At 63.7% G+C, this 24,494-nt stretch carries 23 protein-coding genes; 10 read left to right on the top strand and 13 right to left on the bottom strand.

The window, feature by feature from the left end; translation table 11 throughout:
- The first annotated feature begins 115 nt into the window (after positions 1-115).
- Entirely contained in the window at positions 116-901 is a 786-nt protein-coding gene (locus KZO25_RS02145; RefSeq protein ID WP_262488790.1) for a ComF family protein, read from the top strand.
- 45 nt (positions 902-946) lie between these two features.
- The gene (locus KZO25_RS02150; RefSeq protein ID WP_223135671.1) at positions 947-1,930 is read left to right on the top strand and encodes a serine/threonine protein kinase; all 984 of its coding nucleotides are present in this window, start codon (positions 947-949) and stop codon (positions 1,928-1,930) included.
- Between the two features lie 71 nt (positions 1,931-2,001).
- Here KZO25_RS02150 and KZO25_RS02155 read toward each other — a convergent pair whose 3' ends face one another.
- Positions 2,002-2,556 (bottom strand): hypothetical protein, encoded by a 555-nt coding sequence (locus KZO25_RS02155; RefSeq protein ID WP_223135672.1) that lies wholly within the window; start codon positions 2,554-2,556, stop codon positions 2,002-2,004.
- Between the two features lie 262 nt (positions 2,557-2,818).
- Between KZO25_RS02155 and folE the strand changes: the two genes are divergently transcribed.
- The 4 genes from folE (at position 2,819) to KZO25_RS02175 (ending at position 5,812) form a co-directional block, all read left to right on the top strand.
- Entirely contained in the window at positions 2,819-3,376 is a 558-nt protein-coding gene (folE, locus tag KZO25_RS02160; RefSeq protein WP_066446337.1) for a GTP cyclohydrolase I FolE, read from the top strand.
- Positions 3,377-3,441: 65 nt separating this feature from the next.
- Positions 3,442-3,852 (top strand): dihydroneopterin triphosphate 2'-epimerase, encoded by a 411-nt coding sequence (gene folX / locus KZO25_RS02165; protein ID WP_066446338.1) that lies wholly within the window; start codon positions 3,442-3,444, stop codon positions 3,850-3,852.
- Between the two features lie 132 nt (positions 3,853-3,984).
- Positions 3,985-4,290 carry a DUF4190 domain-containing protein gene (locus KZO25_RS02170; protein WP_066446340.1) on the top strand — a complete coding sequence of 102 codons (306 nt, stop codon included), beginning with the start codon at positions 3,985-3,987 and terminating at the stop codon, positions 4,288-4,290.
- A 64-nt stretch (positions 4,291-4,354) separates the two neighbouring features.
- On the top strand, positions 4,355-5,812 hold the full coding sequence (locus KZO25_RS02175; protein ID WP_223135673.1) for an NAD-dependent succinate-semialdehyde dehydrogenase: 1,458 nt from the start codon (positions 4,355-4,357) through the stop codon (positions 5,810-5,812).
- A gap of 323 nt (positions 5,813-6,135) precedes the next feature.
- Here the strand turns inward: KZO25_RS02175 and purH are convergent, their stop codons facing one another.
- The 8 genes from purH to ppa all read right to left on the bottom strand — a co-directional run bounded on the left by purH (position 6,136) and on the right by ppa (position 15,051).
- Positions 6,136-7,719 carry a bifunctional phosphoribosylaminoimidazolecarboxamide formyltransferase/IMP cyclohydrolase gene (purH, locus tag KZO25_RS02180; RefSeq protein WP_223135674.1) on the bottom strand — a complete coding sequence of 528 codons (1,584 nt, stop codon included), beginning with the start codon at positions 7,717-7,719 and terminating at the stop codon, positions 6,136-6,138.
- Positions 7,720-7,786: 67 nt separating this feature from the next.
- Positions 7,787-8,122 carry a DNA-binding transcriptional regulator Fis gene (gene fis / locus KZO25_RS02185; protein WP_144439617.1) on the bottom strand — a complete coding sequence of 112 codons (336 nt, stop codon included), beginning with the start codon at positions 8,120-8,122 and terminating at the stop codon, positions 7,787-7,789.
- The gene (dusB, locus tag KZO25_RS02190) at positions 8,119-9,162 is read right to left on the bottom strand and encodes a tRNA dihydrouridine synthase DusB (RefSeq protein ID WP_223135675.1); all 1,044 of its coding nucleotides are present in this window, start codon (positions 9,160-9,162) and stop codon (positions 8,119-8,121) included. Before dusB ends, fis begins: the two co-directional genes overlap by 4 nt.
- 100 nt (positions 9,163-9,262) lie before the next feature.
- The gene (gene prmA, locus KZO25_RS02195) at positions 9,263-10,186 is read right to left on the bottom strand and encodes a 50S ribosomal protein L11 methyltransferase (RefSeq protein WP_223135676.1); all 924 of its coding nucleotides are present in this window, start codon (positions 10,184-10,186) and stop codon (positions 9,263-9,265) included.
- 66 nt (positions 10,187-10,252) lie between these two features.
- Positions 10,253-11,593, bottom strand: coding sequence for an acetyl-CoA carboxylase biotin carboxylase subunit (gene accC / locus KZO25_RS02200; protein ID WP_223135677.1), 1,341 nt, complete (start codon positions 11,591-11,593; stop codon positions 10,253-10,255).
- A 29-nt stretch (positions 11,594-11,622) separates the two neighbouring features.
- Positions 11,623-12,087 (bottom strand): acetyl-CoA carboxylase biotin carboxyl carrier protein, encoded by a 465-nt coding sequence (gene accB / locus KZO25_RS02205; protein ID WP_066446383.1) that lies wholly within the window; start codon positions 12,085-12,087, stop codon positions 11,623-11,625.
- Between the two features lie 237 nt (positions 12,088-12,324).
- Complete coding sequence (gene dsbD / locus KZO25_RS02210; protein WP_223135678.1) at positions 12,325-14,196, bottom strand: protein-disulfide reductase DsbD; 1,872 nt, start codon at positions 14,194-14,196, stop codon at positions 12,325-12,327.
- 324 nt (positions 14,197-14,520) lie between these two features.
- On the bottom strand, positions 14,521-15,051 hold the full coding sequence (gene ppa / locus KZO25_RS02215) for an inorganic diphosphatase (protein WP_066446386.1): 531 nt from the start codon (positions 15,049-15,051) through the stop codon (positions 14,521-14,523).
- Between the two features lie 329 nt (positions 15,052-15,380).
- On the opposite strand from ppa, the gene KZO25_RS02220 reads away from it, so the two are divergent.
- Positions 15,381-17,033 carry a protein kinase domain-containing protein gene (locus tag KZO25_RS02220; RefSeq protein WP_410505369.1) on the top strand — a complete coding sequence of 551 codons (1,653 nt, stop codon included), beginning with the start codon at positions 15,381-15,383 and terminating at the stop codon, positions 17,031-17,033.
- Between the two features lie 90 nt (positions 17,034-17,123).
- Here KZO25_RS02220 and KZO25_RS02225 read toward each other — a convergent pair whose 3' ends face one another.
- Positions 17,124-18,383, bottom strand: a complete 1,260-nt coding sequence (locus tag KZO25_RS02225) for a 6-phosphofructokinase (RefSeq protein WP_223135680.1) — start codon at positions 18,381-18,383, stop codon at positions 17,124-17,126.
- Between the two features lie 190 nt (positions 18,384-18,573).
- Here KZO25_RS02225 and mpl point away from each other — a divergent pair, with 190 nt between their 5' ends.
- Genes mpl through KZO25_RS02240 form a run of 3 tightly spaced genes read left to right on the top strand, consistent with a single transcriptional unit; the run spans position 18,574 to position 21,228 of the window.
- The gene (mpl, locus tag KZO25_RS02230) at positions 18,574-19,953 is read left to right on the top strand and encodes a UDP-N-acetylmuramate:L-alanyl-gamma-D-glutamyl-meso-diaminopimelate ligase (protein ID WP_223135681.1); all 1,380 of its coding nucleotides are present in this window, start codon (positions 18,574-18,576) and stop codon (positions 19,951-19,953) included.
- Positions 19,946-20,608: a flavin prenyltransferase UbiX gene (locus KZO25_RS02235; protein ID WP_223135682.1), complete on the top strand. Its 663-nt coding sequence runs from the start codon at positions 19,946-19,948 to the stop codon at positions 20,606-20,608. Before mpl ends, KZO25_RS02235 begins: the two co-directional genes overlap by 8 nt.
- The gene (locus KZO25_RS02240; RefSeq protein WP_066446402.1) at positions 20,605-21,228 is read left to right on the top strand and encodes a LysE family translocator; all 624 of its coding nucleotides are present in this window, start codon (positions 20,605-20,607) and stop codon (positions 21,226-21,228) included. The genes KZO25_RS02235 and KZO25_RS02240 overlap by 4 nt, the downstream gene beginning before the upstream one ends.
- An 18-nt stretch (positions 21,229-21,246) precedes the next feature.
- Here the strand turns inward: KZO25_RS02240 and KZO25_RS02245 are convergent, their stop codons facing one another.
- Genes KZO25_RS02245 through KZO25_RS02255 form a run of 3 tightly spaced genes read right to left on the bottom strand, consistent with a single transcriptional unit; the run spans position 21,247 to position 24,479 of the window.
- Positions 21,247-22,650 (bottom strand): bifunctional DedA family/phosphatase PAP2 family protein, encoded by a 1,404-nt coding sequence (locus KZO25_RS02245; RefSeq protein WP_223135683.1) that lies wholly within the window; start codon positions 22,648-22,650, stop codon positions 21,247-21,249.
- A 31-nt stretch (positions 22,651-22,681) separates the two neighbouring features.
- Complete coding sequence (locus tag KZO25_RS02250) at positions 22,682-23,617, bottom strand: diguanylate cyclase domain-containing protein (protein ID WP_223135684.1); 936 nt, start codon at positions 23,615-23,617, stop codon at positions 22,682-22,684.
- Positions 23,607-24,479, bottom strand: a complete 873-nt coding sequence (locus KZO25_RS02255; protein ID WP_223135685.1) for a hypothetical protein — start codon at positions 24,477-24,479, stop codon at positions 23,607-23,609. Before KZO25_RS02255 ends, KZO25_RS02250 begins: the two co-directional genes overlap by 11 nt.
- Positions 24,480-24,494 lie beyond the last annotated feature (15 nt).

A 24,494-nucleotide genomic window follows, 5' to 3' on the forward strand; every position in this document is an offset into this window, starting at 1 on the left:
CTGTTGGTCAACCGGTTGAGTAAGTATGGTTGACAGTAGGATTGCGTAGGGGCTCATCGCTGTCAACCCTTGGCTGCTCCAGTGTTGACTAAGCCGAGAATGGGTGGGGAACGCGATGGAGAAGATGGCGAGCAAGGCGACGGCGAAGCGGCAGGCGCCTGGCACCGGGTATGGCTGGACGCACTGGCCCCGGCTGGTGCTGTCGGGGCTGGACGGTGGCCTGAGGCGCGTGCTGCCCGGGCGTTGCGCCTTCTGCCTGGCGCCCGGCAAGGCCGGGCAGCCCTGGTGCCAGCCCTGCTTCGAGGCGTTGCCCTGGAACCTCCCGGCCTGCCCGCGCTGCGCCGAACCGCAGCCCGCCGGTTCGCTGGCGGGGCGGCTCTGCGGGCGTTGCCTAGAGCAGCCCCCGAGCTTCGGCCGGGCCTGGGTGCCGCTGCGCTACCAGGACGAGGTGGCGTCCCTCATGCAGCGCTTCAAGTTCCAGGCCTCGCCGCGAGCGGGCAGCGTGCTGGTGGCGATCCTCGAAACCCGGCTGGCCGACATCCCGCGCCCCGATGCACTGCTCGCCGTGCCGCTGCATCCGAACCGGGCCCGGCAGCGGGGTTTCAACCAGGCCGAGTGGCTGGCCCGGCGACTGGCCCCGCGCCTCGGCGTTCCGCTGCGGTCGGCCAGGCGCCTGGAGGATACCCCCTCCCAGCGGGGGCTCGACCGCAGCGAGCGCCGGCGCAACCTGAAGGATGGCTTCGACGTCATCGGCTCGTTATCCGGGAGAGTGGCGCTGCTGGACGATGTCATGACCACCGGGGCGACGCTGGATGCCCTGGCCCAGGCATGCCGCCGCGCCGGGGCCGCAGAGGTGGAGGCCTGGGCAGTGGCGCGTACGCCATTTTCGCAACTCTGGTAGCATGCTACTCCGTTAGTGGTCCCTTACTGGAACATCGGAGGCAGCATGGCGTCGACGCACCCCTTTGCCCGACTTGAACCGTCACGAATCGTGGCGGCGGTGGAGTCCCTGGGCCTGTGGCTGCCCGGCGAACCCTTCGCGCTGAACAGCTATGAGAACCGCGTGTTTCTGGTGCATGACGACGAGCGCCGTCGCTGGGTGGTCAAGTTCTACCGCCCCGAGCGTTGGAGCGACGCCCAGATCCAGGAAGAGCACGACTTCCTGATCGAGCTGGAAGAGGCCGGGGTGGCGGTATCAGCGCCCTGGCGGGATGCGGCAGGGCAATCGCTGCATCATGACCAGGGGTTTCGTTTCACGCTCTTTCCCCAGGTGTCGGGGCAGGCACCCGAGCTGGAAAACCCCGCGCACCTGTTCGCCATGGGTGAGGTCATCGGCGCGCTGCATGCCGTTGGCGAGCGGTCGTCATTTCGACACCGCAATACGCTCGATCTCGATACCATGGTCCTGGAAGCGAGGGAGCGGGTGCTTGGCAGCCACTGGCTGGGGCGTCAGCAGCGCCGAGCCTATGAGCGGGTGACCACTGCCCTTCACGAGGCCCTTCAGCCGCATGCCTGGGCTGGGGAGAAGGCGATCCGCGTGCATGGCGACTGTCATATCGGCAATGTGCTCGGACGAGACGAGGATTTTACCCTTGTGGACTTCGATGACTGCCTGATGGCCCCAGCAATTCAGGACCTCTGGATGCTGCTCACGGCGGAGCACGACGCCGAGTGGCAGATGCAGCTGTCGGAAGTGATGGAGGGCTACGAGCAGCACCGAGACTTCGATCGCCGTGAGCTGGCGTTGATTGAGCCGCTGAGAACCTTTCGGCTGATGCGCCATAGCGCCTGGCTGGTGGCACGCTGGGAGGATCCCGCATTCCCGCCGGCCTTTCCCTGGCTGGCCGATGCCGGCTACTGGGACGGTCATATCCGCATGCTGGAGCAGCAGCGCCTGCTGTTGGAAAAGTCGCCGCGCTGGCTGGCCTGAGGATCGCCTGGAGAGGCATGAGAAGGCAGACGCGCCCCTCCGGGGGCGCGTTCGCTTTAGTCGTCAGGGGCTTACTGATCCGGGTCGGGACGTTCGGCCGGGATCGGATTGGCGATGCCGGCGCCTTCGGCCTGGCGGCGCTGTTCATTGATACGTGCCGCGGGGTTGTCCTGTTGCTCGATGTCGAGCGCGCTGGCGAGCTTGAGCTGGAAGACGTGTTCCGGCGTCAGCTCGCAGCGGCCGTCGTCGCAGGCGTCCACGCCGTAGCTACCGTCCATTTCGTAGGCGGCAGCCGATATCTCGCCACTGAAAATTTCACTCTCTTCGCCTTTTGCCTCGATACAGGTAAGGGCCTGGGCGGTGATGCGGACGCGTTCGCCATCCAGCCGGGCATTACCCACCAGTACACAGTATTCTGGCAGCGCATGGGATGCAGCGCTGTCACCACCGGCAGGACTGAGCAGGATGTCATCCTGGCGTGGTGTCTCGTCATCGAGAGTGAGTTCGTCGATGACATGAACGGCGACGCTTGCATCGGCGGGCAGCGTCAGGGTGGCGGCAGAAGCGACAAAGGGCATAATCAGCAGGGCCAGGCCGGCGGCTGCCAGGATCGGGATCTTGATCATAACGGGCTCTCGATGGACACGGCTGCGCATGGGGCAGTCATTCGAATGAGGCGATTCTATCACAGCCCTCCGAGGGGCCGCAGTGGGCGAATGTCGCAGGGAAGTACCGCGGGTGACTCTTGGCCTGCGATCGGGACGCGGTTGCGATAGAATCACCGTTTCAAGAAAACTTTAGTTATACAAAGATGAAATTTTGTATATCATTTGTGCATTAAGTGGTGGCCAGGCCATCACCCAACCATCGGTAAGCGTGGGGCCGACCATGATCGAAGAACTTGCCAACCACTATCGCCAGATCATTCTCGAACTGGGTGAGGACCCGCAGCGAGAGGGGCTGCGTGATACCCCCAAGCGGGCAGCCAAGGCCATGCAGTTTCTCAATCGCGGCTATGCCCAGACGCTTGAGGACATCATCAACGGAGCGGTGTTCGAGTCCGAAACCGACGAGATGGTGCTGGTAAAGGACATTGAGCTCTATTCGATGTGTGAACACCACCTGCTGCCTTTCATCGGCAAGTGCCATATCGCCTACCTCCCCAATGGCAAGGTGCTGGGGCTATCCAAGTTTGCGCGTATCGTCGACATGTTTGCCCGGCGCATGCAGATCCAGGAAAACCTGACGCGACAGATCGCCGAAGCGGTGCAACAGGTAACCGATGCCAGGGGGGTAGCCGTCGTTGTCGAAGCGCGGCATCTCTGCATGATGATGCGAGGCGTGGAGAAGCAGAATTCGAGTATGACCTCATCGGTGATGCTGGGGGCCTTCCGTGAAAACCAGCCGACGCGACAGGAGTTTCTCACCCTGGTCAACAGCCGCTGACGTCTCGGATCGACGGCGATCCATTACTTTCTGCTGCGACCTGTTCTTCCACTGGAGTCCACGCCATGACGCTGTACGCCCTGGATGATCAACACCTTGATCACGATCTTGCGACCATCCGTATCAAGAACCTGCGTTTGCGCACCTATATCGGGATCAAGGACGACGAGATACAGAAACGCCAGGATGTGCTGATCAATGCGGTGATCCGCTATCGTGCGGACAATGCCGTGGCGTTCAATCATATTGAGCAGGCGTTGAATTACCGCACCATTACCAAGGCGGTCATTGCCCTGGTCGAGGAGAACCGGTTTCTGTTGCTGGAACGAATGACCCGTGAGGTCCTCGACTTGATCATGTCCCATGAGGCCGTTCTCACTGCACAGGTCGAGATCGACAAGCCTCATGCGCTGCGCTTTGCCGATTCGGTGTCGGTCACGCTGTCGGCAAGCCGAGAACCCCGTCGCCCGCGCTGATTTTCCCCCTGAGTGATTCGACCTTTCTTCGCATCATTATCCTCGATTTGGTGCGCGGGGGCTGAACGCGTAGCATGTAGAGGGATTATTTCCGGACTCACAGGGAGTGAAGACTCGTTGCACAGAGACAAAATGTCCCCATCCTCATCGCGCCGACACTATTCCCCCTGGGCCATGGCGTCCATCGTCACGGCAATCATCTCGCTGTTGCTCGCAGGCAGCATGCCCCCGGTGAATATCGCCGCCGCCATCTTTGGCGTCATGGGGCTGCGTCAGATCCGCCGCAACCCCGAGCGCTACATTGGACGCCCTTTCTGCTGGATCGCCATCGCGCTGGTGCTGATACTTGCCATACTGACTGCCATGGTTCAGCCCCCGCTTGAGGAAGGGGTCGAGCAGCACATGGTGCCGGAACAGGGCGCTGAGGCGCTGGACTGAGGACGCCCTGCCAAGCCGCGTTTAACTTGTACAATTGGCCGCTTATCGGCCGGGAGAGACGATCATGGAAGCCTTGAAGGAAACGCAGCTTTACTGCCCCTTTGCCTACATCGATGGCAGTTGGGTCGCCGCCGACAGCGGCGAACAGATCGATGTCGTCAACCCCGCTACCGGAGAGTCCTTCGGTAACGTGCCGCGCCTGGGGCGTGTCGAGACCGAGCGTGCGATCGCTGCTGCAGAAGCAGCGCTCCCCGGATGGAAAGGACTTACCGCCCAGGAGCGGGCCGATATCCTCATGAAGTGGCATGACCTGATGCTGGAGCATCAGGACGATCTGGCCATGATCATGACCCATGAGCAGGGCAAGCCGCTCAAGGAGGCCGCCGGCGAGATAGCCTATGCCGCGAGTTTCCTGCGCTGGTTCGCCGAAGAGGCCCGACGCATCTACGGCGAAACCATTCCCGCCGCCAAGACCAACCAGCGTATCGTGGTGACCAAGCAGGCTGTGGGGGTGGTGGGCGCGATCACGCCCTGGAATTTCCCCGCGGCCATGATCACGCGAAAGGCCGGTGCGGCGTTGGCCGCCGGTTGTACCATCGTGGTCAAGCCGGCCAGCCAGACCCCGTTTTCCGCCACCGCCCTGGCGCTGCTGGCCGAGCGCGCCGGGGTGCCACGCGGCGTGTTCAACGTGGTGCCCGGACGGGCAAGCGAAATTGCGGCGGCAATGACCGAGTCTCCCAGCGTGCGCAAGATCACCTTCACAGGCTCCACCGAAGTGGGGCGTCAACTGATGGCGCAGGCATCACAGCACATCCAGAAGATATCGCTGGAACTGGGCGGCAATGCCCCTTTCATCGTCTTCGAGGATGCGGACCTGGATGCCGCCGTGGAAGGTGCCATGGCCGCCAAGTTCCGCAATGCCGGCCAGACTTGTGTCTGCACCAACCGTTTCCTGGTGCAGTCCAGTGTGGTCAATGCCTTCTGCGAAAAGCTGGCAGTCGCCATGAACAGCGAGCTCAAGGTGGGTGATGGCATCGATGCGGGCGTCAATATCGGGCCGCTGATCGATAGCAAGGCCGTGGACAAGGTAAGTGAGCACGTGCATGACGCGGTGGACCATGGCGCTCAACTGTTGTTGGGGGGAAATCCGCACCCGCTGGGAGGTAATTTCTTCACCCCGACCCTGATCAGCTTTGCCACAGCTAAAATGAAGGTAGCCCACGAGGAAACCTTTGGCCCGCTTGCCGCGGTCTTTCCCTTCGATGATGAAGAGGATGCCGTGCGGATGGCCAATGACACTGAGTATGGACTGGCATCCTATTTCTATTCGCGAGACCTGGGTCGGGTATGGCGTGTGGCCGATGCGCTGGAGTACGGCATGGTCGGCATCAACACCGGCCTGATCTCCAACCCCACCGCACCCTTCGGCGGGGTCAAGGCGTCCGGGCTCGGTCGCGAGGGCGGCCATCAGGGGCTGGAGGAGTTTCTCGAGACCAAGTACCTCTGCATCGATCTTGGCTAAGCAACAGCGGCGTTCGTCCCTTTTGCCAGGCAGCAAGATGGTACGGGTGGCCACTGACATGAGCGGCGCCGGGGACAGGTCGTAGCGGAGGTCTTTTTCCAGGGAAGGAAAAAGTAGCGCCCAGGGAAGGGTTCACAGCGCCTCCGCGAAGTCCTGTCGCCGGGATAGCCGCGACGTTAGGCACCGGTGACCCGCCAAACAAGCGAAGCCCCCATCAATCTGACTGCCCGTCCAACTTGGGGGCAGTTCAGGTCGATGGGGGCTTCTTGTATTACGATGGGTTGGCGGTGCTCGCTATGAGCCTGCCGCTTCTCGCCGCAGGCTCAGTGCTTAAAATGGCGCATGCCGGTAAATACCATGGCAATCCCCGCCTCATTGGCGGCGTCGATCACTTCCTGGTCGCGCATCGAGCCGCCGGGCTGGATCACCGCCGTGATACCGGCCGCAGCGGCGGCATCGATACCGTCCCGGAACGGGAAGAAGGCATCGCTCGCCATGACCGAGCCGGGTACCGCCAGCCCTTCGTCTGCGGCCTTGATGCCGGCGATCCTGGCCGAGTAGACGCGGCTCATCTGGCCGGCGCCCACGCCAATGGTCTTGCCGGCCTTGGCGTAGACGATCGCATTGGACTTGACGTACTTGGCCACCTTCCAGGCAAAGGCCAGGTCGCGCATCTCCTGCTCGCTGGGCACCCGGTCGCTGACCACTGTCAGCTCGTCGCGTCCGACCATGCCCAGGTCCCTGTCCTGGACCAGCAGTCCCCCCGTCACGCGCTTGAAGTCGTGAGCGTACTCGCGCTTGCCGGGCCAGCTGTCGCCGACGTCGAGCAGGCGCACGTTCTGCTTCTCGGCGACGATGGCCAGAGCGTCCTGTTCAACCCCTGGGGCGATGATTACCTCGACGAACTGGCGGTCGATGATGGCGCGGGCGGTGTCGGCGTCCAGTGGCACGTTGAAGGCGATGATGCCGCCGAAGGCGCTGGTGGGGTCGGTGGCAAAGGCCTTGTCATAGGCTTCGCTGGCGCTGGCGCCCACCGCCACGCCGCAGGGGTTGGCGTGCTTGACGATCACGCAGGCGGTCTCGGTGAACGCCTTGACGCACTCGAAGGCGGAATCGGTGTCGGCCACGTTGTTGAAGGAGAGCGCCTTGCCCTGCAGCTGAGTGGCCGTTGCTACGCTGGCTTCGCGGGCATCGGCTTCCACGTAGAAGGCAGCGCTCTGGTGCGGGTTTTCGCCATAGCGCATGGACTGCTTCTTGTGGAACTGCAGATTGTAGGTGCGCGGGAAGCCATCCTCGCTGCCGGGGACCCGGCTGCCCAGGTAGTCGGCGATGGCGGCATCGTAGCCAGCGGTGTGCTCGAAGGCCTTGACGGCCAGGTCGAAGCGGGTGGCGCCGGATACGCAGCCCTGCTGTGCGTTCATTTCGGCCAGCACGCGCTCGTAGTCGCCGGCATCCACCACGATGGTGGTGTGGGCATGGTTCTTGGCACAGGCACGTACCATGGTGGGGCCACCGATATCGATGTTCTCGATGGCATCATCCAGGCTGCAGTCCGACTTGGCCACGGTCTGGGCGAAGGGGTAGAGATTCACGACAACCATATCGATCGGGGCGATGTCATGTTCGGCCATGACCGCATCGTCCTGGCCGCGGCGGCCGAGGATGCCGCCATGGATCTTGGGGTGTAGCGTCTTGACCCGGCCATCCATGATCTCGGGAAAGCCGGTGTGCTCAGAGACTTCCGTCACGGCGATACCGCTTTCGGCAAGCAGGCGGAATGTGCCGCCGGTAGAGAGCAGTTCGACCCCTTGTGCACTCAGGCCCCGAGCGAAGTCGACGATGCCACTCTTGTCGGAAACACTGATGAGGGCGCGGCGAACCGGTCGGGAGGCGGGGATATCGGACATGATGCGACTCTATGTTGAAGGTGGGGGGAAGTAGTAGGTACTACCGGGCGGCCAAGGGCCAGCCAATTCAGATCAGGTCATGCTGCTTGAGCTTCTTTCGCAGCGTGCCTCGGTTGAGCCCGAGGATTTCGGCGGCGCGAGTCTGATTGCCCTGGGTATAGTCCAATACGGCAGCCATCAGCGGGGCTTCGACCTCGGCCATCACCATGGCATAGAGGTCGGTCGCAGTGCCGCCATCGAGGTGATCGAAGTAACGTCGCATGGCGCAATCCACGGCCTCACGCAGTGGCTGTTCTACCGACGCTGCCGGCGAGGACGGCGTGTCGAGGCCGGCCACTTCGGTGCAGGGACCGATGTCGATTTCCGACAGGTTGGGGTTCCGGTTGAAGGCTTCACGATTCATGCGGCACTGATTCCATTCGCTGCCCTGGAGGAGGCTGGGCCGCTCCCAGGGCAAAAGAGGTCGTCGATGAAGTCATATTGCTCGGCTGGATGCTGAAGGACATTGAAGGCAGCGCGTAGTTCGCGCTGCCGACCCTCGCCGAGTCGATGATCCGATGCGAGGTACCAGCCGAGGTGTTTGCGCGCGATGCGCACCCCCATTGTCTCCCCGTAAAAGGCGTGCAGGGCCGACAGATGATCTAGCAATACGTCGGCGCGCTCGCGCTCCGTGGGTGGGGGCAGTGCCTGTCCATGGCGAAGGTAATAGTCAATCTCGCGGAATATCCAAGGGTTGCCCTGGGCGCCGCGACCGACCATCACCGCATCCGCTCCAGTATAGTCGAGAACGAAGGCAGCCTTCTCCGGCGAGTCGATATCACCGTTGGCGAACACGGGAATATTCACCCTTGACTTGATGTCGGCGATGGTGTCGTACTCGGCCTGGCCGCTGTAGCGCTGCTGACGATGACGGCCATGGACCGCCAGCGCCTGGATACCGGCCGATTCGGCGAGCCGGGCCACGCGGAGCCCGTTGTTGCTGTCGGCGCACCAGCCAGTGCGGATCTTGAGCGTCACCGGAACGTCCACCGCGGCGACCACTGCCTCGAGAATCTCGGCCACCAGGGCTTCATCGCGCAGGAGTGCGGAGCCGGCGGCCTTGTTGCATACCTTCTTCGCCGGACAGCCCATGTTGATGTCGATGATCTCGGCCCCCTGTTCGGCATTGAGCCGGGCGGCTTCGGCGAGCATCGCCGCATCGCCACCGGCAATCTGCACCGTGCGGGGGCCTGGCTCGCCGCGGTGGTCCATGCGCTGGCGAGACTTGCGGGTATGCCACAGTGCCGGGTCTGAGGTCACCATCTCGCCCACCACGAGGCCGGCCCCGAGTCGACGGCACAGCTGTCGAAAGGGACGGTCTGTGACGCCGGCCATGGGGGCCAGGACTACCCGGTTGGGTAGGCGATGGCGACCGATCTGTGGCAGGGGGCGGCTATCGGGCATGATGCAATCTAGTGACTCGGGGGCTGCATATCATACGCCCCCGTCGTCCCATGGTGAAGGTGCCAAAGGTGTTGTTTGCCGGCTCATGTTGTTTGCCGGCTCAGGCCGGGCGGCGGCCGCTCAGGCGCACCCACCCCTCGCGAATCTCGGGCTCGTCCATGACCAGGCCCTGCTCCCGGTAGGCCTCGAGGACCTCGCCGGCCTGGCTCTCGAGGATGCCCGAGAGCACCAGCCGGCCGGCCGGAGCCACGTGTCCGGCAACGGTCGCTGCCATGTCGATCAGCGGCCCGGCGAGAATATTGGCGATCACCACGGGAAAGGTCGTTGCCGTGCCGGACTCTGCCAGTTCCTCGGGATAGCAGAGGCGGAGGTCTTCATCGGCAATCGCGTTGCGGGCGGCATTGTCCCGGCTGGCCTGTAGCGCCTGGGGATCGATATCGGTGCCGATGGCCTGTCCTGCGCCAAGCTTGAGCGCGGCGATGGCCAGAATGCCCGAGCCGCAGCCGATGTCGAGTACGGCTCGTTCATCAAGCTCGCCTGTCAGGGCCAGGCCGTCCAGCCACTCCAGACAAAGGGCGGTGGTGGGGTGGGTGCCGGTGCCGAAGGCGAGCCCCGGGTCGAGATGCAGGTTGACCGCATCGGGGTCGGGCGGCTGGTGCCAGCTCGGCACGATCCACAGCCGCTGCCCCATGCGCAGGGGCTGGAAGTCGTCCATCCACTCCCGCTCCCAGTCCCGATCGGCCAGCAGTTCATGTTCGATTTTCGGGCAGGGCTCACCCGGCATGGCCTGGGCCCAGGCCCCAGCCAGGCGCTCCAGCATGGCCGTCAGGCCTTCCAGATCGTCGTAGAGGCCGGTCAACACGGTCTCGTCCCATAGCGGCGTGGTGCCGCGCTCGGGCTCGAAGACAGGGTCGTCGTGGGCATCCTGCAGGGTGATGGCGCTGGCTCCCTCCGCCATCAGCAGCTCTTCGAGCAGCTCAGCCTGCTCCGGGGCGATACGGGCCTTCAACTGCAGCCAGGGCATGGTGTTCTCCGTGCGTAACGCAGGCGGGGTGGCCTATGGCCACCCCGCCGGGATCGAAAGCCGGTCTCAGGAGCCGAGCTTCTTCTCCAGGTAGTGGATGTTGACGCCGCCCTGTTGGAAGTAGCCGTCGCGAACCAGATCCTTGTGCAGATCGATATTGGTCTTGATGCCTTCCACCAGCAGTTCATCGAGTCCGTTGCGCATGCGCGTCAGGGCGATCTCCCGGCTGTCGCCCCAGGTGATCAGCTTGCCGATCAGCGAGTCGTAGTGGGGCGGTACCGTATAGCCGGTATAGAGATGCGAGTCCATGCGCACGCCGAGGCCGCCGGGGGGGTGATAGAGCGTCACCTTGCCCGGGGAGGGCATGAAGGTGCGCGCATCCTCGGCGTTGATGCGGCACTCGAAGGCGTGCCCATGGATCTTGACGTCTTCCTGAGCGATGGACAGCGGCAGGCCGGAAGCGATGCGAAGCTGCTCGCGTACGATATCGACCCCCGTCACCATTTCGGTGACCGGATGCTCCACCTGGACACGGGTGTTCATCTCGATGAAGAAGAATTCGCCGTCCTCGTAGAGAAACTCGAAGGTTCCGGCACCGCGGTAGTTGATCTCGATGCAGGCCTGTCGGCACGCTTCCAGTACCCGGGCGCGGGCCTCGGGGTCGATGCCGGGCGCAGGGGCTTCCTCCAGTACCTTCTGGTGGCGTCGCTGCAGCGAGCAGTCGCGGTCAAAGAGGTGGATGGCGTTGCCCTGGCCGTCGGCCAGCACCTGAACCTCGACATGGCGCGGCTTCTCGAGAAACTTCTCCATGTAGACGGTACCGTCCCCGAAGGAGGAGTGCGCCTCGGTGCGTGTCACGTTGACGGCGGAAAGCAGGTGGGCCTCGGTGTGTACCACGCGCATGCCGCGACCGCCACCGCCGGCGGCGGCCTTGATGATCACCGGGTAACCGATGCGTCGAGCGATGGCGATGATCTCGCCTTCGTCATCGCCCAGCGGGCCGTCCGAGCCGGGTACCGTTGGCACGCCGGCGATCTGCATCGCCTCGATGGCGCTGACCTTGTCGCCCATCAGCCGAATGGTCTCGGCCCGGGGCCCGATAAAGACGAAACCGGAGCGTTCCACCTGCTCGGCAAAGTTGGCGTTCTCGGAGAGAAAGCCGTAGCCGGGGTGTATGGCGCTGGAATCGGTGACCTCCGCAGCGCTGATCAACGCCGGGATGTTCAAATAGGACTGTGCCGAGGAAGCCGGCCCGATACACACGGCCTCGTCGGCCAGTCGCACGTGCATCAGTTCACGGTCTGCCTTGGAGTGAACGGCCACGGTCTTGATGCCCAGCTCCTTGCAGGCACGCAGGATACGCAGAGCGATCTCGCCGCGGTTGGCGATGAGAACCTTGTCCAGCATGATGAAGTCCGCCAGTTCTGGGTGAAAGATCAGGAGATGACGAGCATCGGCTGGTCGAACTCAACGGGCTCACCGTCCTCGACCAGGATCGCCTCGATAACGCCGTCACGATCGGCCTCGATCTGGTTCATCATCTTCATGGCTTCGACGATACACACCGTCTCGCCTTTCTTGACGCTGGAGCCGAGCTCGACGAAGGGCTTGGAGCCCGGCGCAGGGCTGCGATAGAAGGTGCCGACCATGGGTGAGGTCAAGGCGTGGCCCTGATAGGAAGATGCCGTTTCTGCAGCCGGTTCCGGTGACGGCGAAGCGCTGGCCGGGGCTGAAGTGGGCTGCGGCGCACCATACTGGGGGGCCATTTGAGGCTGCGGCCAGCTAACGCCATTGGGATGACGGCTGATGCGGACGGACTCTTCGCCTTCCTGAATCTCGATTTCGCTGATGTTGGATTCTTCGAGCAGTTCGATCAGCTTCTTGACCTTGCGGATGTCCATGACTCTGTCTCGATCGGTGAGTAGGTGACAGGTGGCCGGGACGCTGTTAACCCAAGCCAACTTTCGATAGATCCCGGCAAGATGTCGAATATTGCCGACGCTATCGGCCTTGATATGTGTTGTTGGCGGAGTGTGCCTAAAATCGCGAACGATGTCCAGCGAGAGGGAACGGTGTTCGCCATCCCGGTTGGGAGGGTATTCGGTCATTCATGGTAGGAGCGGGCGATGAGGCTGGGATCAGCTGCTGCGCTGGCCAAGCCAGTCGAGGAGGCTCTCCAGGTGGGAGGCAAATTCGTTGGCCCGTACCTCACCCTGGATGCGGGCCTCGCGTATCTCTTCACCCTGGTCGAAGAACATCAGGCTGGGCGGGCCGAACAGGCCGAAATGGTCCAGCAGCTCCCGGGACGCGTCGCCGGTGCGGGTCACATCCACGTTGATGCGGGCGAACTGCGACAGCGATTCGGCCACCTGGGGGGTGGGGTAGACCTGGCGTTCCATCTGCTTGCAGGAAATACACCAGTCGGCGGTGAAATGCACGAAGGTGGGCATATCCTGCTCGGCGTTGCGCAGCAGGGTGGCCTCCAGTGATCCCAGGTCTTCGACGGTGGTTATCTCGGCGGCTTGCTGGGCGTCGCCGGTCAGGGCCAGCGGTGGGGCCAGGGGACGAAGCGGGTCATGGCCCCCGCGTGCGGCGCCGATCACCAGCGCTAGACCCCAGGTGAGCAGCAGCAGGCCAGCGGCCTGGCGGACACGTGGCCAGCCCTGAGTGAGGTTCAGCGAGAGCGCGCCAAGGGCCAGGGCGCTGCCGATGGCCAGGGCGGCCCACAGCAGCAAGGTGACCGGAGGCGGCAGCAGGCGCTCCACCAGCCAGATCGCCACCCCGAGCAGCAGGATGCCGAAGAGTATCTTGACGCCGTTCATCCAGGCGCCGGTGCGCGGTAGTGCCGTGGCGCCGAAGGTGCCGACCAGCAGCAGTGGCACACCCATGCCCAGGCCCAGTGCGAGCAGGGCGGCGCCGCCCATCACTGCATCCCCGGTGGTGGAAATGAATACCAGGGCGCCGGCCAGGGGGGCCGAGACGCAGGGAGAAACTACCAGCACCGAGAGTGAGCCGGCACCGGCCAGGCCGACAGGGCCACTCTTCTGGGCACGGTTCTGCAAGGCGTCGATGCGCCCGGCCAGCCGAGGGGGAAGGCGCATGTCGAAGGTGCCGAACATTGCCAGGGCAAAAAGGGTGAAAAGGCCGGCAAAGACGATCAGCACCGGTGGCGACTGCAGGTGGGCCTGGAGATTGAGGCCGGCACCGAACAGACCCATCAGTACGCCGACCGCGGCGTAGGTCAGCGACATCCCGCCGACATAGCTGGCCGAGAGGACGAAGGCGCGGGGCCGGGTCGGATTCTGGCCGACGATGATCGAGGAGAGAATCGGCACCATCGGCAGCACGCAGGGCGTGAACGTAAGCGCCAGGCCGGCAACGAAGAACAGGCCGAGCGTCATCGGTAGGCTGGCGCTGCTGATCAGGGCATTGAAGCGACCGTCCTCGCTCTGCGGCGCCTGCAGCGTTCCAGCTACGCTCGTTGAGCGATCCGCGTCGCCGGTGCCTTCTCCGCCGTCACGCCATCCCACGAAGGCGGCGGGCATGTTGCGTTCCGGTGCCTGCAGGTCAACCTGCTCCGGGGGGTAGCAGAGTCCGGCGTCGGCACAGCCCTGGAAACGGACAGTGATGTCCAGCGGGCCGGCGGCGTGACCTTCGATGGGGGCTTCGAACACGACCTTCTCGTAGAAGACGTAGACATCGCCGAGGAACTCATCGCTCTTGAATTCGCCCGCTGGTATTTCCGGCTCACCCAGCTCGGGGCCGTCGTTTCGGCTTTCGACCCCTAACTGATGACGGTAGAGGTAATACCCTTCGGCGTTCTCGAAGCCGATGTAGAGCGTCTCGCCGTCGTGCCAGGCGCTGGGCTGGAAGGCTTCCATCACCGGCAGGAAGTCGCCCTGGTTCCCCGATGAGGACGAGAACCACTGCGCCTGGGCCACAAGGGGCAGACATGCAAGCAGCAGAAGGGCCAGCCATCTAAGGGGGTAGCGGATAGGCAACGCAGTCATCCTTTTCCAGGCCTGGTCGGGCGCCTTTGAGACTCGCTTCGACGTTGGGAGTTCCCGGGTGACGAGCCATGGGGCGAGATGAAAATTTCTCCTGCCAGAATAACTCACGTCGATAGCATATTAGAACCGAAGCACCGCTGCCCGGCTGCGTTTGTTTGTCGCACTACCCCCGCCTGGTTGTCGCTTTGGGTAGAGTCAGGGCTGGATTCGTCAACGACGTTGCGCCATGGGTGAAAAGAGCTGGGGGGGTAGGGCATAGCAGGGCACAAGCGGCGCGGACCGCCCAAAGGCGGCCCGCAAGGTGATCCGTGTCAGGGGGTGTGATCAGGCTTTTTCGTAGGCCGCCACGGCTTTCTCGATGGCCTTGCGGGCGGCATCGGCCCCTTCCCAGGATTCCACTTTCACCCATTTGCCCTTCTCGAGATCCTTGTAGTTCTCGAAGAAGTGAGCGATCTGCTGGCGCAGCAGCTCGGGCAGGTCGGTGACCTCATGCACGTCGTCATACAGTGTGCTCAGCTTGGCGTGGGGGACGCAGACGAGCTTGGCATCCTCTCCGGCTTCATCGGTCATGTTCAGGATGCCCACCGGCCTGGCGCGGATGATGCTGCCCGCCTGCACCGGAACGGGAGTCACCACCAGGGCGTCGAGGGGGTCGCCATCGTCGGCCAGGGTGTGGGGAATGAAACCGTAGTTGGCCGGGTAGAACATCGGAGTGGCCATGAAGCGATCCACCAGCAGTGTACCCATCTCCTTGTCGATCTCGTACTTGACCGGTGCATGGTGGGCAGGAATCTCGATCGCCACATAGACGTCATTGGGGAGGTCTTTGCCGGCAGGGATGTTGTCGAAGTTCATCGTCGCTTCCTTGGTTTGGCGAAAATGCTTTGGCGCAAATGCGAGTGGCCCGAAATGCGGCGAATTATACGGAGCCAAGCTGTGGATTACCAATGCGACATAGGTGATGGATCGGCTTTATAGCTGGCTCGGGCTTTGGTGGGCAGGCCTGGCTCCTGACAAGCGTGTATGATGGCATGCGCAAGTAGCAGGCCGGCCGATCGACGGCAGCACTCGGCAATATAGCGCAAGCGGCAAATCGTGAGGAGCGTGCCTTGGTACCTACCCAGCTGTCACTGAATGTCGGTCAGGCTTTCGTGGCCCCGGATCGGCGTCGCCACCGCAGTTCCATGTCAGTACGTATACCCGATGAGGCGGGGCAGCTCACGGCGAAGGGCGCCTGCGCCCTGATCAGCGATACCAGCTCGCGCAATGCCATCGCCAAGCAGGCGGGTGACCTCAGCGTGCGAGGCTTTCTTGCCGACTATTTTTCAACTCCCGATCACTGGGACGTCAAGACATCGGCGACACGAGTGCTGCGCGCATTGAATGGCTGGTGCTACAGCCAGAGCACCTTCGTCGAAGATGGTAGCTACGTCGCTTCGCTTTCCGCCATGGTGTTTCGAGCTCGCGAGGCTCATCTCTTTCATATGGGAGATACCCTGGTCTTTCGCCTGCGTGGGGCGGAATTCGAGCAGCTTTCGCGGGACCACATTACCGACCTGGGCGGGTATCGCTATCCCTCCAGGGCGCTGGGCCTGGATGGCAGCATCGATATCGATTACCTGCAGCTTCCCCTCAAGCAGGGCGATATCTTCCTGTTCACGACCCAGGCGGTGCGGGGTACGCTGATGCCCTCGGATTATGTCCAACTGATTCGCGAGGATGCCAGCGATCTGGATGCCGCCTGCGAACGACTCGCCAGCGCGGCGCGTGACCGTGCCCAGTCCCGGGGCTATGGTGCCGATCAGTTCTGCTTTCAACTGGTGCGCATCGACCAGTTACCGGAAGAGGGCCGTGACCACCCTGGGCGCATCTACGGTGACCTGCCGATCCCCCCGGAATTGTCGCCCGGCGAACGCATTGATGGCCTGGAGATACAGGAAGTGTTGTCGCGCACCGCACAATCCCGGGTCTATCGAGTGCGTGACACACGCACCGAGCGCGAGATGGTGATGAAGGCCCCGAGTCCTGAACTCTCGAACCGCAATGCCTACCTGGAACACTTCCTGCTGCAGCAATGGGTGGTGGAGAGGGTCAAGTCGCCCTTCGTGGCTCGTGTCATGGAGCCCTCCCGTCCGCGACGCTACCTCTACTACCTCATGGTCTACGTAGATGGGGTGACACTGTCTGACTGGGCCAGGCGCCATCCCCAGGCCAGCCTGGCGCAGCGCCTGGACATTGCTGTTCAGCTGGGCAAGGCGGTGCAGGCACTCCACCATCGAGACCTGCTGCATCAGCGCATTCACCCCGACAATGTCCTGATCGATACCCACGGCCAGGTCGTGCTGACCGATTTCAGTGCCTGTCACATGCGTGACCTGGAGGGGCATCGCCGCTCCCGCGAACTGGCGCGTCAGCTCGGGCTAAGCGAACACAGCGCACCGGAGTATGCGCTGGATGACAGTGTCGGCCGGCGCAGCGATCAATACTCCCTGGCTTCCACCGTCTACTGGCTGTTGACCGACAAGCTGCCCTACGAGCTGGCCCCGAATCAGCTGCGCGGCCATACCGACCTGGAGCAGCTGAGCTACCGCAGTGCCCGGCTGTTCAATCCGGAGATCACGCTTGAACTGGACGACACCTTGCGGCGGGCGCTGGATCCGCAGCGTCCGCTGCGCTTCCGGCGCATGTCGGAGTTTCTCTATGCGTTGCGTCACCATGACGGGAAGGGCCGGACTGCAGTGAAATCCTCTCGCCTGCTGCGTGAGCCAGCCAATTTCTGGCAGGGTATCGCCGGGATCCTGCTGCTGTTACTGGTATTGTCCTGGCTGCTGAGGTGATGTCATGACAAGCCACGGGCTGGTCATGCCTGGCCAGCCCGTTCGGGCCCCACTACACCCTGATGTCGGCTGAGGCGCCTGTAACGCTCTTCAGAGCTTGAACTCCGCCAGTTTGCGCTCGACCTTGGCGAGCTTGAGGCGGGCGACCTTTGGCAGGCCGTTCTCGTAGGGGGGATAGTCCTCACCCTGAATCAGTGGCAACAGGTACTGGCGGCACGCCGCGGTGATGCCGAAACCATCTTCGCGGATGTACTCGGCGGGCATGAACTTCTCGCGGTTGGCCACATCGGCCAAAGGGGCGGCTTCGATGCGCCACTCGTAGGGCGTTTCGCTGACTCGCTTGATGGCCGGCATCATCGAGTTCTTGCCTTCGATGGCCAGCTCCACCGCCTTCTGCCCGACCGCATAGGCCTGCTCGACATCCGTCCTCGAGGCCAGGTGGCGTGCGGCTCGCTGCAGGTAGTCGGCAACGGCCCAGTGGTACTTGTAGCCCAGATCCTGCTTGACCATGCCTGCAAGAGTAGGTGCCACCCCGCCCAGCTGGCGATGACCGAAGGCGTCGGTATTGCCCGAATCAGCCAGGAAGGTGCCATCCTCGTAGCGTGCGCCCTCGGATACCACGATCACGCAGTAGCCGTACTTCTGCACCGCATCTTCCACCCGGGCCATGACCCGGGCGCGATCGAAGGCCACCTCGGGAAAGATCACCAGATGGGGCGGCTCGCCTTCTCCGTTCCCGGCAAGTGCCCCGGCGGCTGCGATCCAGCCGGCGTGCCGTCCCATGACCTCGAGGACGAAGACCTTGGTGGAGGTGGCGCACATGGAGGCGATATCCAGCGAGGCCTCGAGCGTGGAGGTGGCAATGTACTTGGCCACGCTGCCGAAACCCGGCGAGTTGTCGGTGATCGGCAGATCGTTGTCGACGGTCTTGGGCACATGAATCGCGGTCAAGGGGTAGCCGAGCTTTTCGGAGAGCTGGGATACCTTGAGGCAGGTGTCCGCACTGTCGCCGCCGCCGTTATAGAAGAAGTAGCGGATGTCGTGGGCGCGGAAGACCTCGATCAGGCGTTCGTACTGGGTACGATGCGTCTCGATATCCTTGAGCTTGTAGCGACAGGAGCCGAAGGCGCCGCCGGGCGTATGACGCAGAGCAGAGATGGTTTCGTCGCTCTCCTGGCTGACGTCGATCAGGTCCTCGGTCAGGGCGCCGATGATGCCGTTGTGTCCGGCATAGACCTTGCCGATGCGGTCGGAGTGACGCTTGCAGGCTTCGATCACTCCACAGGCGCTGGCGTTGATCACGGCGGTGACACCGCCAGACTGGGCATAGAAGGCGTTATGCTGGGCCATGGGGCTTGCGTGCTCCTGATCTCGTGCGGGGGAATGGTCCGTTTCATGCTTCACGAAAAGGCGCATTATTCTAGTCGAAAGTCGGCGAGGCTGCACGCCGCTGGAGGCGTGTCGTCGGGCCGTGATAGTCTGCCGACTCTTCTGTGTAGGGCCTTGGCGCCCGTTTTCCTGTCGATAAGGTCGGATTCTGATGCACCTTCACATTCTCGGCATCTGTGGCACATTCATGGGCAGTCTGGCGCTGTTGGCTCGCGAACTGGGTTTCCAGGTCAGCGGTTCGGATACCGATGTCTATCCACCCATGAGCACCCAGCTGGAGGAGGCCGGCATCGCGCTGCGTGAGGGGTATGATGCGGCCAATCTCGTCCCACGGCCGGACCTGGTGATCGTCGGCAATGCACTCTCTCGCGGCAACCTCGAGGTAGAGGCGGTGTTGAACCAGGGGCTGCCCTACGTGTCCGGCCCCCAGTGGCTGGCTGAGCATGTGCTGCCGGGGCGGCGGGTCATCGCCGTGGCCGGCACCCATGGCAAGACCACCACGGCGAGCCTGCTGGCCTGGCTGCTGGAATCTGCCGGCCTTGAACCGGGCTTCCTGATCGGCGGGGTGCCACGCAACTTCGGCATCTCGGCACGCCTCGGGGCAGCGGACGCCCCCTTTGTGGTCGAGGCCGACGAGTACGATACGGCCTTCTTCGACAAGCGCTCCAAGTTCGTGCATTACCGCCCGGAGATCGCCATTCTCGGCAATCTGGAATTCGACCATGCGGATATTTTTGCCGACCTCGCCGCCATCGAACGACAGTTCCATCACCTGGTGAGAACCGTCCCCGGTCGCGGCAGGCTGCTGGTGGCCGATGATGAGCCGGCCCTCGACCGTGTTCTTGCGCAGGGATGCTGGACACCCGTCGAACGACTGGGTGCCGCGCCCTCGAACCCCTGGCGGTTCGCGCTGGAGCGCGACGATGCGAGTCGCTTTCGGGTGATTCACCAGCAGGCGGAAGTCGATGAGGATGCGGTGGTCGACTGGCCTTTGACGGGTACCCATAACGCACGCAATGCCCTGGCGGCCCTTGCGGCGGGCCATGTGTGCGGCGTCGACCTGGCCCGGGGCTGTGCGGCGCTGGCACGCTTCGAGACGCCGCGGCGGCGCCAGGAGGTGCGTGGCGAGGTGGCCGGCATCCAGGTCATCGATGATTTCGCCCACCACCCCACGGCGATCGCGACAACCCTCGAAGGGCTGCGCGCCGCCACGACACGGGGACGGCTGCTGGCGGTGATCGAGCCGCGCTCCAATACCATGCGCCTGGGCACCTTGAGCGACCGGCTGGCGGCGAGCGTCGCCGCTGCCGACCAGAGCTTCTGGTATCAGCCTGCCGGCCTCGACTGGTCGCTGGAACCGATATTGGCGGCCATTCCCGAGCCGGCCCGACTGATCTCGGATATCGATGCGCTGGTCGCGGCACTGGTGGCCGAGGCCAGGCCGCTGGACCGTATCGTGGTGATGTCCAACGGCGGATTCGGCGGCATTCATGAAAAGCTGCTGGTGGCCCTGGAGGTGGCACATGGCTGAAGCGAAGTCGGATAAGGGCTTCAAGGCGCCGGTCACCGTTGCCATTACCGGCGCTTCGGGGGCTCAGTACGGGCTGCGCCTGATCGAGGCGCTGGTGGCGGCTGAGCATGAGGTTTGGGTGATGGTTTCCAAGGCGGCGCATCTGGTGATCGCCACCGAAACCGACCGGGAGCTGCCGGCGAGGCCCGAACGTCTGGCTCAGGCGCTGAGCGAGCGCAGCGCCGCGGCGCCGGGCCAGATTCGCTGCTTCGGGCGCGAGGACTGGATGGCCCCGGTGGCCTCCGGCTCCGGGGCGTCGTCTGCCATGGTGATCTGCCCCTGCTCCACCGGAACGCTGTCGGCCGTGGCCACCGGCGCGAGCAACAACCTGATCGAGCGGGCCGCCGACGTGGCGCTCAAGGAGCGTCGCAATCTGATCCTGGTACCCCGCGAGACTCCGCTGTCGGCGATCCATCTCGAGCACATGCTGGCGCTGTCGCGGCTCGGTGCTGTGATCCTGCCCGCCGCGCCGGGGTTCTACCATCGGCCACAGGGCATCGACGACCTGATCGATTTCATTGTTGCCCGAGTCCTTAATCAGCTCGGCATCGACCACCGGCTGATGCCCCGCTGGGGGGAGCCGCAAGGTGAAGAGAGCGATGGAGAGAACGCTTGATCAAATTGTCGATCCTGTCGGTCTTCATCCCGACCTTTCTTTTCGTTTCGCTGACGCCCGGCATGTGCATGACGCTTTCCATGGTGCTGGGGATGACCCAGGGAGTGAAGCGCACGCTGTGGATGATGGCTGGCGAGCTGGTGGGCGTGGGACTGGTGGCCGCCGCCGCTGGTGCCGGTGTCGCCGCGCTGATGCTGCGCCAGCCGGAGCTCTTTGCCCTGTTCAAGTGGGTGGGGGGCGTCTATCTGGGCTATCTGGGCGTGATGATGTGGCGCTCCCGGGGGCGCATGGCGATTCCCCTCGAAAACGTCGACCTGCCCCCGGCCTCACGCGGCCAGTTGGCGCTGCAGGGCTTCATCACGGCGGTAGCCAATCCCAAGGGCTGGGCCTTCTTCGTGGCACTTCTGCCGCCCTTCCTGGATGCGTCGCGCAGCCTGGCAGGCCAGTTGGCCGTTCTGATCACGCTCATACTGGTGATCGAATTCATCTGTCTATTACTGTATGCCGCCGGAGGGCGAGGTTTGCGTCGTGCGCTTGGCGAGAGCGGCAATGTGAGGCTGCTCAATCGTATCGCCGGGACGCTGATGGTCGGCGTCGGCCTTTGGTTGGCGCTGGGCTGAGGTGTAACCGGGCAGCGTCTATACCGGTGGCAGCCAGGCCACCCTCGCCCCCACCAGGACCAAAGACGCCGCGGTCAGCGCCAGCCAGGGGCATGGCGTCAGCGCCGGGCGGGGCTGGTTTTGCCACGAGAGGCGGACGAGCGCGCAGACTACCAACCCCAGCAGGGCGCCGCCGATCAGGTCGCTTAGCCAATGTACGCCAATGACCAGGCGCGAGAAGGCCATCGGTAGTGCCAGTGCAATGGCAATCCAGTAGGCCCAGAAGCGTTTCTGACGCGGCAGTCCCTGTGCAAGGAAGGCGGCGGCCAGGCCATAGAGCACCACGGCGGAGGAGGCATGGGCGCTCGGGTAAGCCAGTGAACCGGTGAGGTAGTCCGGCGTATCCGGTCGCGGCCGGCCGATTATCGCTTTGCCCAGTGTATTGAGCAGGGCGATGGCGCCCAGCCCGGCGGCAAGATGAAGGAGAGCTGCCAGGTGCCGCCTCGCCAGCAGCCAGAGACCCCAGGGAATGACCAGTGCCAGAATGCCATACATGTCGCCGACACGCGCCAGCAGCTGGCCGAAAGCGGGCAATGCAGGCACCGCCAGGCTGTCGAACAGGGCATGTACCTTGAGATCGAGATCGAAGGGGCCGCGCTGTCGTATCACGGCGATGGTCAATCCCGAGAGCCCGCCCAGCGAGAAAATCAGCAGTAGCCAGCTTGCCAGCGGTATCTCGCCGCGGCTACGCCAGCTGTGCGTCAGCCACAGGCGTCGCATCACCGGGTGGCGCCGAGCGATGCTTGCCAGCAGGCGATAGAGCCGACCGCTGCGGCTGAACTGATGACGCAGCCAGGAAAAGATGAATCCCAGCGCTACCACCAGGAGTGTCAGGGCGATCAGCAGGCCGCCCAGGCCGGGAGGCAGGCCGAGCAGCTGTTGCCAGGTCTGGCCGAGCAGGTAGCCAGGGAGAACATAGGCCGGTGCCCAAAGAGCCGCCGAGGCCAGGTTGGCCCAGACGAAGGCGCGCGGGGACATCTGCAGCATGCCGGCAATGAGCGGTATCACCGGGCGCACCGGACCGACGAAGCGCCCGAAGAACACCGAGAGACTGCCATAGCGCTGGAAGAACCGGGCGCCTCTGGCCAGCCACTCCGGATGCTGCGAGAAAGGCCAGAGCCGCGTGACACGTTCCCGTTGTGTGTAGCCCAGGATGAAGCTCAGTCCGTCTCCGATCACCGCGCCAATGAATGCTGCCAGCAGGATAGCGGCGATGCCCATGTCCTGGTGTCCGGCCAGTGATGCGGCCGCGGTGATCAGAACCACGCCGGGCAACAGCAGGCCCACCAGTGCCAGGGATTCGAGCAGGGCAATGAGGCCAATAATGAACAGCAGCATTCCCGGCGAGGGGGCGAACAGGTATAGGGTCTCGGTCAGGCTCAAGCATCGGCTCCTTGATAGCGGTCGGCATATGTCAATGCTCTGTAAGGCGACGTGTCAGGATCTGCAGGCGCTGCTCGAAGCGCGTCCATGACTCCCCAGCGAAGCGCTGACAGAGCAGGGTCGGCGCACGCAGTGGGCCGGTGTCCACGAGCACCGTCCGGTCGATGGCCTCCTCGATTCGCTGTTGGACCATCTGGGCGCCGCTTTCGCCGGTATCGGGCAGTACCAGCCAGAATGTAGCCGCGCTGTGGCGTCCCAGAAAGTCATGACGCCGGGAACAGCGATTGGTCTCTCGGCATAGAGTATCCAGCAGCGCTTGACGTGCCCGGCTGCCGAACTGTTCGCTGGCCATCTCCAGCTGAGGCAGATGTATGATCAGGACGGCAAGCGGCTGGTGAAGCAGTTCGGTGCGCTGATACTCGCTGGCGAGGAGTTCGTCGAGGGTCTCCTTGGCCAGGGCGTTGCATTGAGGGTCCCTGGGGTCGGTGGCCTTGAGCAGGGCCTCCTGTCGGCTCTGCTCCCAGGGCGCCAGAGCCGCAACGACCATCAGGGCGAGGTAACCGAGGGCCAGTTCGCTGTTGAGCTGCCCATCGTTGACGAGAACCAGCCACACCGGTGCCAGCAGGATGTTCAGCAGTATGGCCGGGGGCAGAGGCACCAGCAGCAGCGTCAGTAGCGGCGCCAGGCCGGCCCAGAAGGGGGCGGCGTTATCCAGTTGGGGCAGCTCCAGCGCCAGCATCAGATAACCGGCTATCAGCACCAGGTAGGCCGAAAGGCGCGCGTTGCTGGTCAGTGCAAGGCGTAGCAGCATGGCGACCATGATGAGCAGGGCCAGGATGGCAGGGATCAGGATGCGGTCATAGTCGCCCATGAGATAATGCCACAGAGCGTAGCCCCCCAGCAGCAGGGCGCCAGCGGCATAGGCAATGACTGTGCGGGTCGACGACCACTTGCTCTCATGGTCCATGGCTGGGCTCCGGATCGATCGCAAGGGCGTTTTGCTGTTGCTCGAACCTCGCCAGCTGTTCGTCGAGGGAGCCCGCGACTTCGAGGGTGGTGAAGCGTGCCTTCACCGGGGCGCGCAAGCCGTCGAGTAGCGCCTTGCGACGTGACCGGGCCTGTTCCTGGTCCCGGCTCAGCAGCAGGGCAGCCAGCGTTCGCTGATTGAGTCGATAGCAGGTCTCGAAGTCGTGGGTCTGCCGGCACAGGTCCTGGGCAAGCGGCCAAAGCTGATGGCGCGATGTGCCGAGCAGCAGTAATTCCCCATGCACCCCTTCACGTCGGCAGCGCGCCCGTTCGCGACGCAGGTCGGTAGCCAGCTGGTGCGCGGTCCAGAGCGGAAGCCCGGGTGCCAGGCGAACGCGCTGGCGTGAGGCGAGTCGCTGCGGCTGGAGCTGAAGGTTGCGTGCCAGCCCGAGCAGCATCAGCGTCAATAGAAGCAGGCCCGAGAAGAGGGACTGTTCGAAGCCGAGTACGCCGATGAGAGACCACCAGGTAAGACCTGCCAGGATGAAGGTGAGGCCCAGCATCCATCTCGGCTGAGGCAGCATCAGCAGGGCCGGCCATCCCCAGATCCATAGGGCATGACGCTCGGGGTCCGTCCATAGCAGGCCGGCGAGCAAGAGGCCTGGCAGCAGCTGCCAGGGTACCGTGGCGGGCCGCCGGTGGCTGAATTCGAGCAGGGACGCAGTCACCGTCAGCCAGGCCACAGCCAGCCACAGCAGCAAGGCGCTGGCAAAAAGCTCCGTCCGGTAGGCCAGAAGGGCCAGAAGCAGTGCCGCGACCAAGAGGTTCAGGCGCATCAGTCCGACTTTGTACTTGCTTTGCATGGTGCCTTACTATCT

The organism is Halomonas sp. ANAO-440, assembly GCF_019915905.1.
Classification (GTDB): Bacteria; Pseudomonadota; Gammaproteobacteria; order Pseudomonadales; family Halomonadaceae; genus Halomonas; species Halomonas chromatireducens.

Coding starts and splice junctions, on each gene's coding strand:
- KZO25_RS02145 (WP_262488790.1), top strand. CDS start 116: ATGGAGAAGATGGCGAGCAAGGCGACGGCGAAGCGGCAGGCGCCTGGC.
- KZO25_RS02150 (WP_223135671.1), top strand. CDS start 947: ATGGCGTCGACGCACCCCTTTGCCCGACTTGAACCGTCACGAATCGTG.
- KZO25_RS02155 (WP_223135672.1), bottom strand. CDS start 2,556: ATGATCAAGATCCCGATCCTGGCAGCCGCCGGCCTGGCCCTGCTGATT.
- folE (WP_066446337.1), top strand. CDS start 2,819: ATGATCGAAGAACTTGCCAACCACTATCGCCAGATCATTCTCGAACTG.
- folX (WP_066446338.1), top strand. CDS start 3,442: ATGACGCTGTACGCCCTGGATGATCAACACCTTGATCACGATCTTGCG.
- KZO25_RS02170 (WP_066446340.1), top strand. CDS start 3,985: ATGTCCCCATCCTCATCGCGCCGACACTATTCCCCCTGGGCCATGGCG.
- KZO25_RS02175 (WP_223135673.1), top strand. CDS start 4,355: ATGGAAGCCTTGAAGGAAACGCAGCTTTACTGCCCCTTTGCCTACATC.
- purH (WP_223135674.1), bottom strand. CDS start 7,719: ATGTCCGATATCCCCGCCTCCCGACCGGTTCGCCGCGCCCTCATCAGT.
- fis (WP_144439617.1), bottom strand. CDS start 8,122: ATGAATCGTGAAGCCTTCAACCGGAACCCCAACCTGTCGGAAATCGAC.
- dusB (WP_223135675.1), bottom strand. CDS start 9,162: ATGCCCGATAGCCGCCCCCTGCCACAGATCGGTCGCCATCGCCTACCC.
- prmA (WP_223135676.1), bottom strand. CDS start 10,186: ATGCCCTGGCTGCAGTTGAAGGCCCGTATCGCCCCGGAGCAGGCTGAG.
- accC (WP_223135677.1), bottom strand. CDS start 11,593: ATGCTGGACAAGGTTCTCATCGCCAACCGCGGCGAGATCGCTCTGCGT.
- accB (WP_066446383.1), bottom strand. CDS start 12,087: ATGGACATCCGCAAGGTCAAGAAGCTGATCGAACTGCTCGAAGAATCC.
- dsbD (WP_223135678.1), bottom strand. CDS start 14,196: ATGACTGCGTTGCCTATCCGCTACCCCCTTAGATGGCTGGCCCTTCTG.
- ppa (WP_066446386.1), bottom strand. CDS start 15,051: ATGAACTTCGACAACATCCCTGCCGGCAAAGACCTCCCCAATGACGTC.
- KZO25_RS02220 (WP_410505369.1), top strand. CDS start 15,381: ATGTCAGTACGTATACCCGATGAGGCGGGGCAGCTCACGGCGAAGGGC.
- KZO25_RS02225 (WP_223135680.1), bottom strand. CDS start 18,383: ATGGCCCAGCATAACGCCTTCTATGCCCAGTCTGGCGGTGTCACCGCC.
- mpl (WP_223135681.1), top strand. CDS start 18,574: ATGCACCTTCACATTCTCGGCATCTGTGGCACATTCATGGGCAGTCTG.
- KZO25_RS02235 (WP_223135682.1), top strand. CDS start 19,946: ATGGCTGAAGCGAAGTCGGATAAGGGCTTCAAGGCGCCGGTCACCGTT.
- KZO25_RS02250 (WP_223135684.1), bottom strand. CDS start 23,617: ATGGACCATGAGAGCAAGTGGTCGTCGACCCGCACAGTCATTGCCTAT.
- KZO25_RS02255 (WP_223135685.1), bottom strand. CDS start 24,479: ATGCAAAGCAAGTACAAAGTCGGACTGATGCGCCTGAACCTCTTGGTC.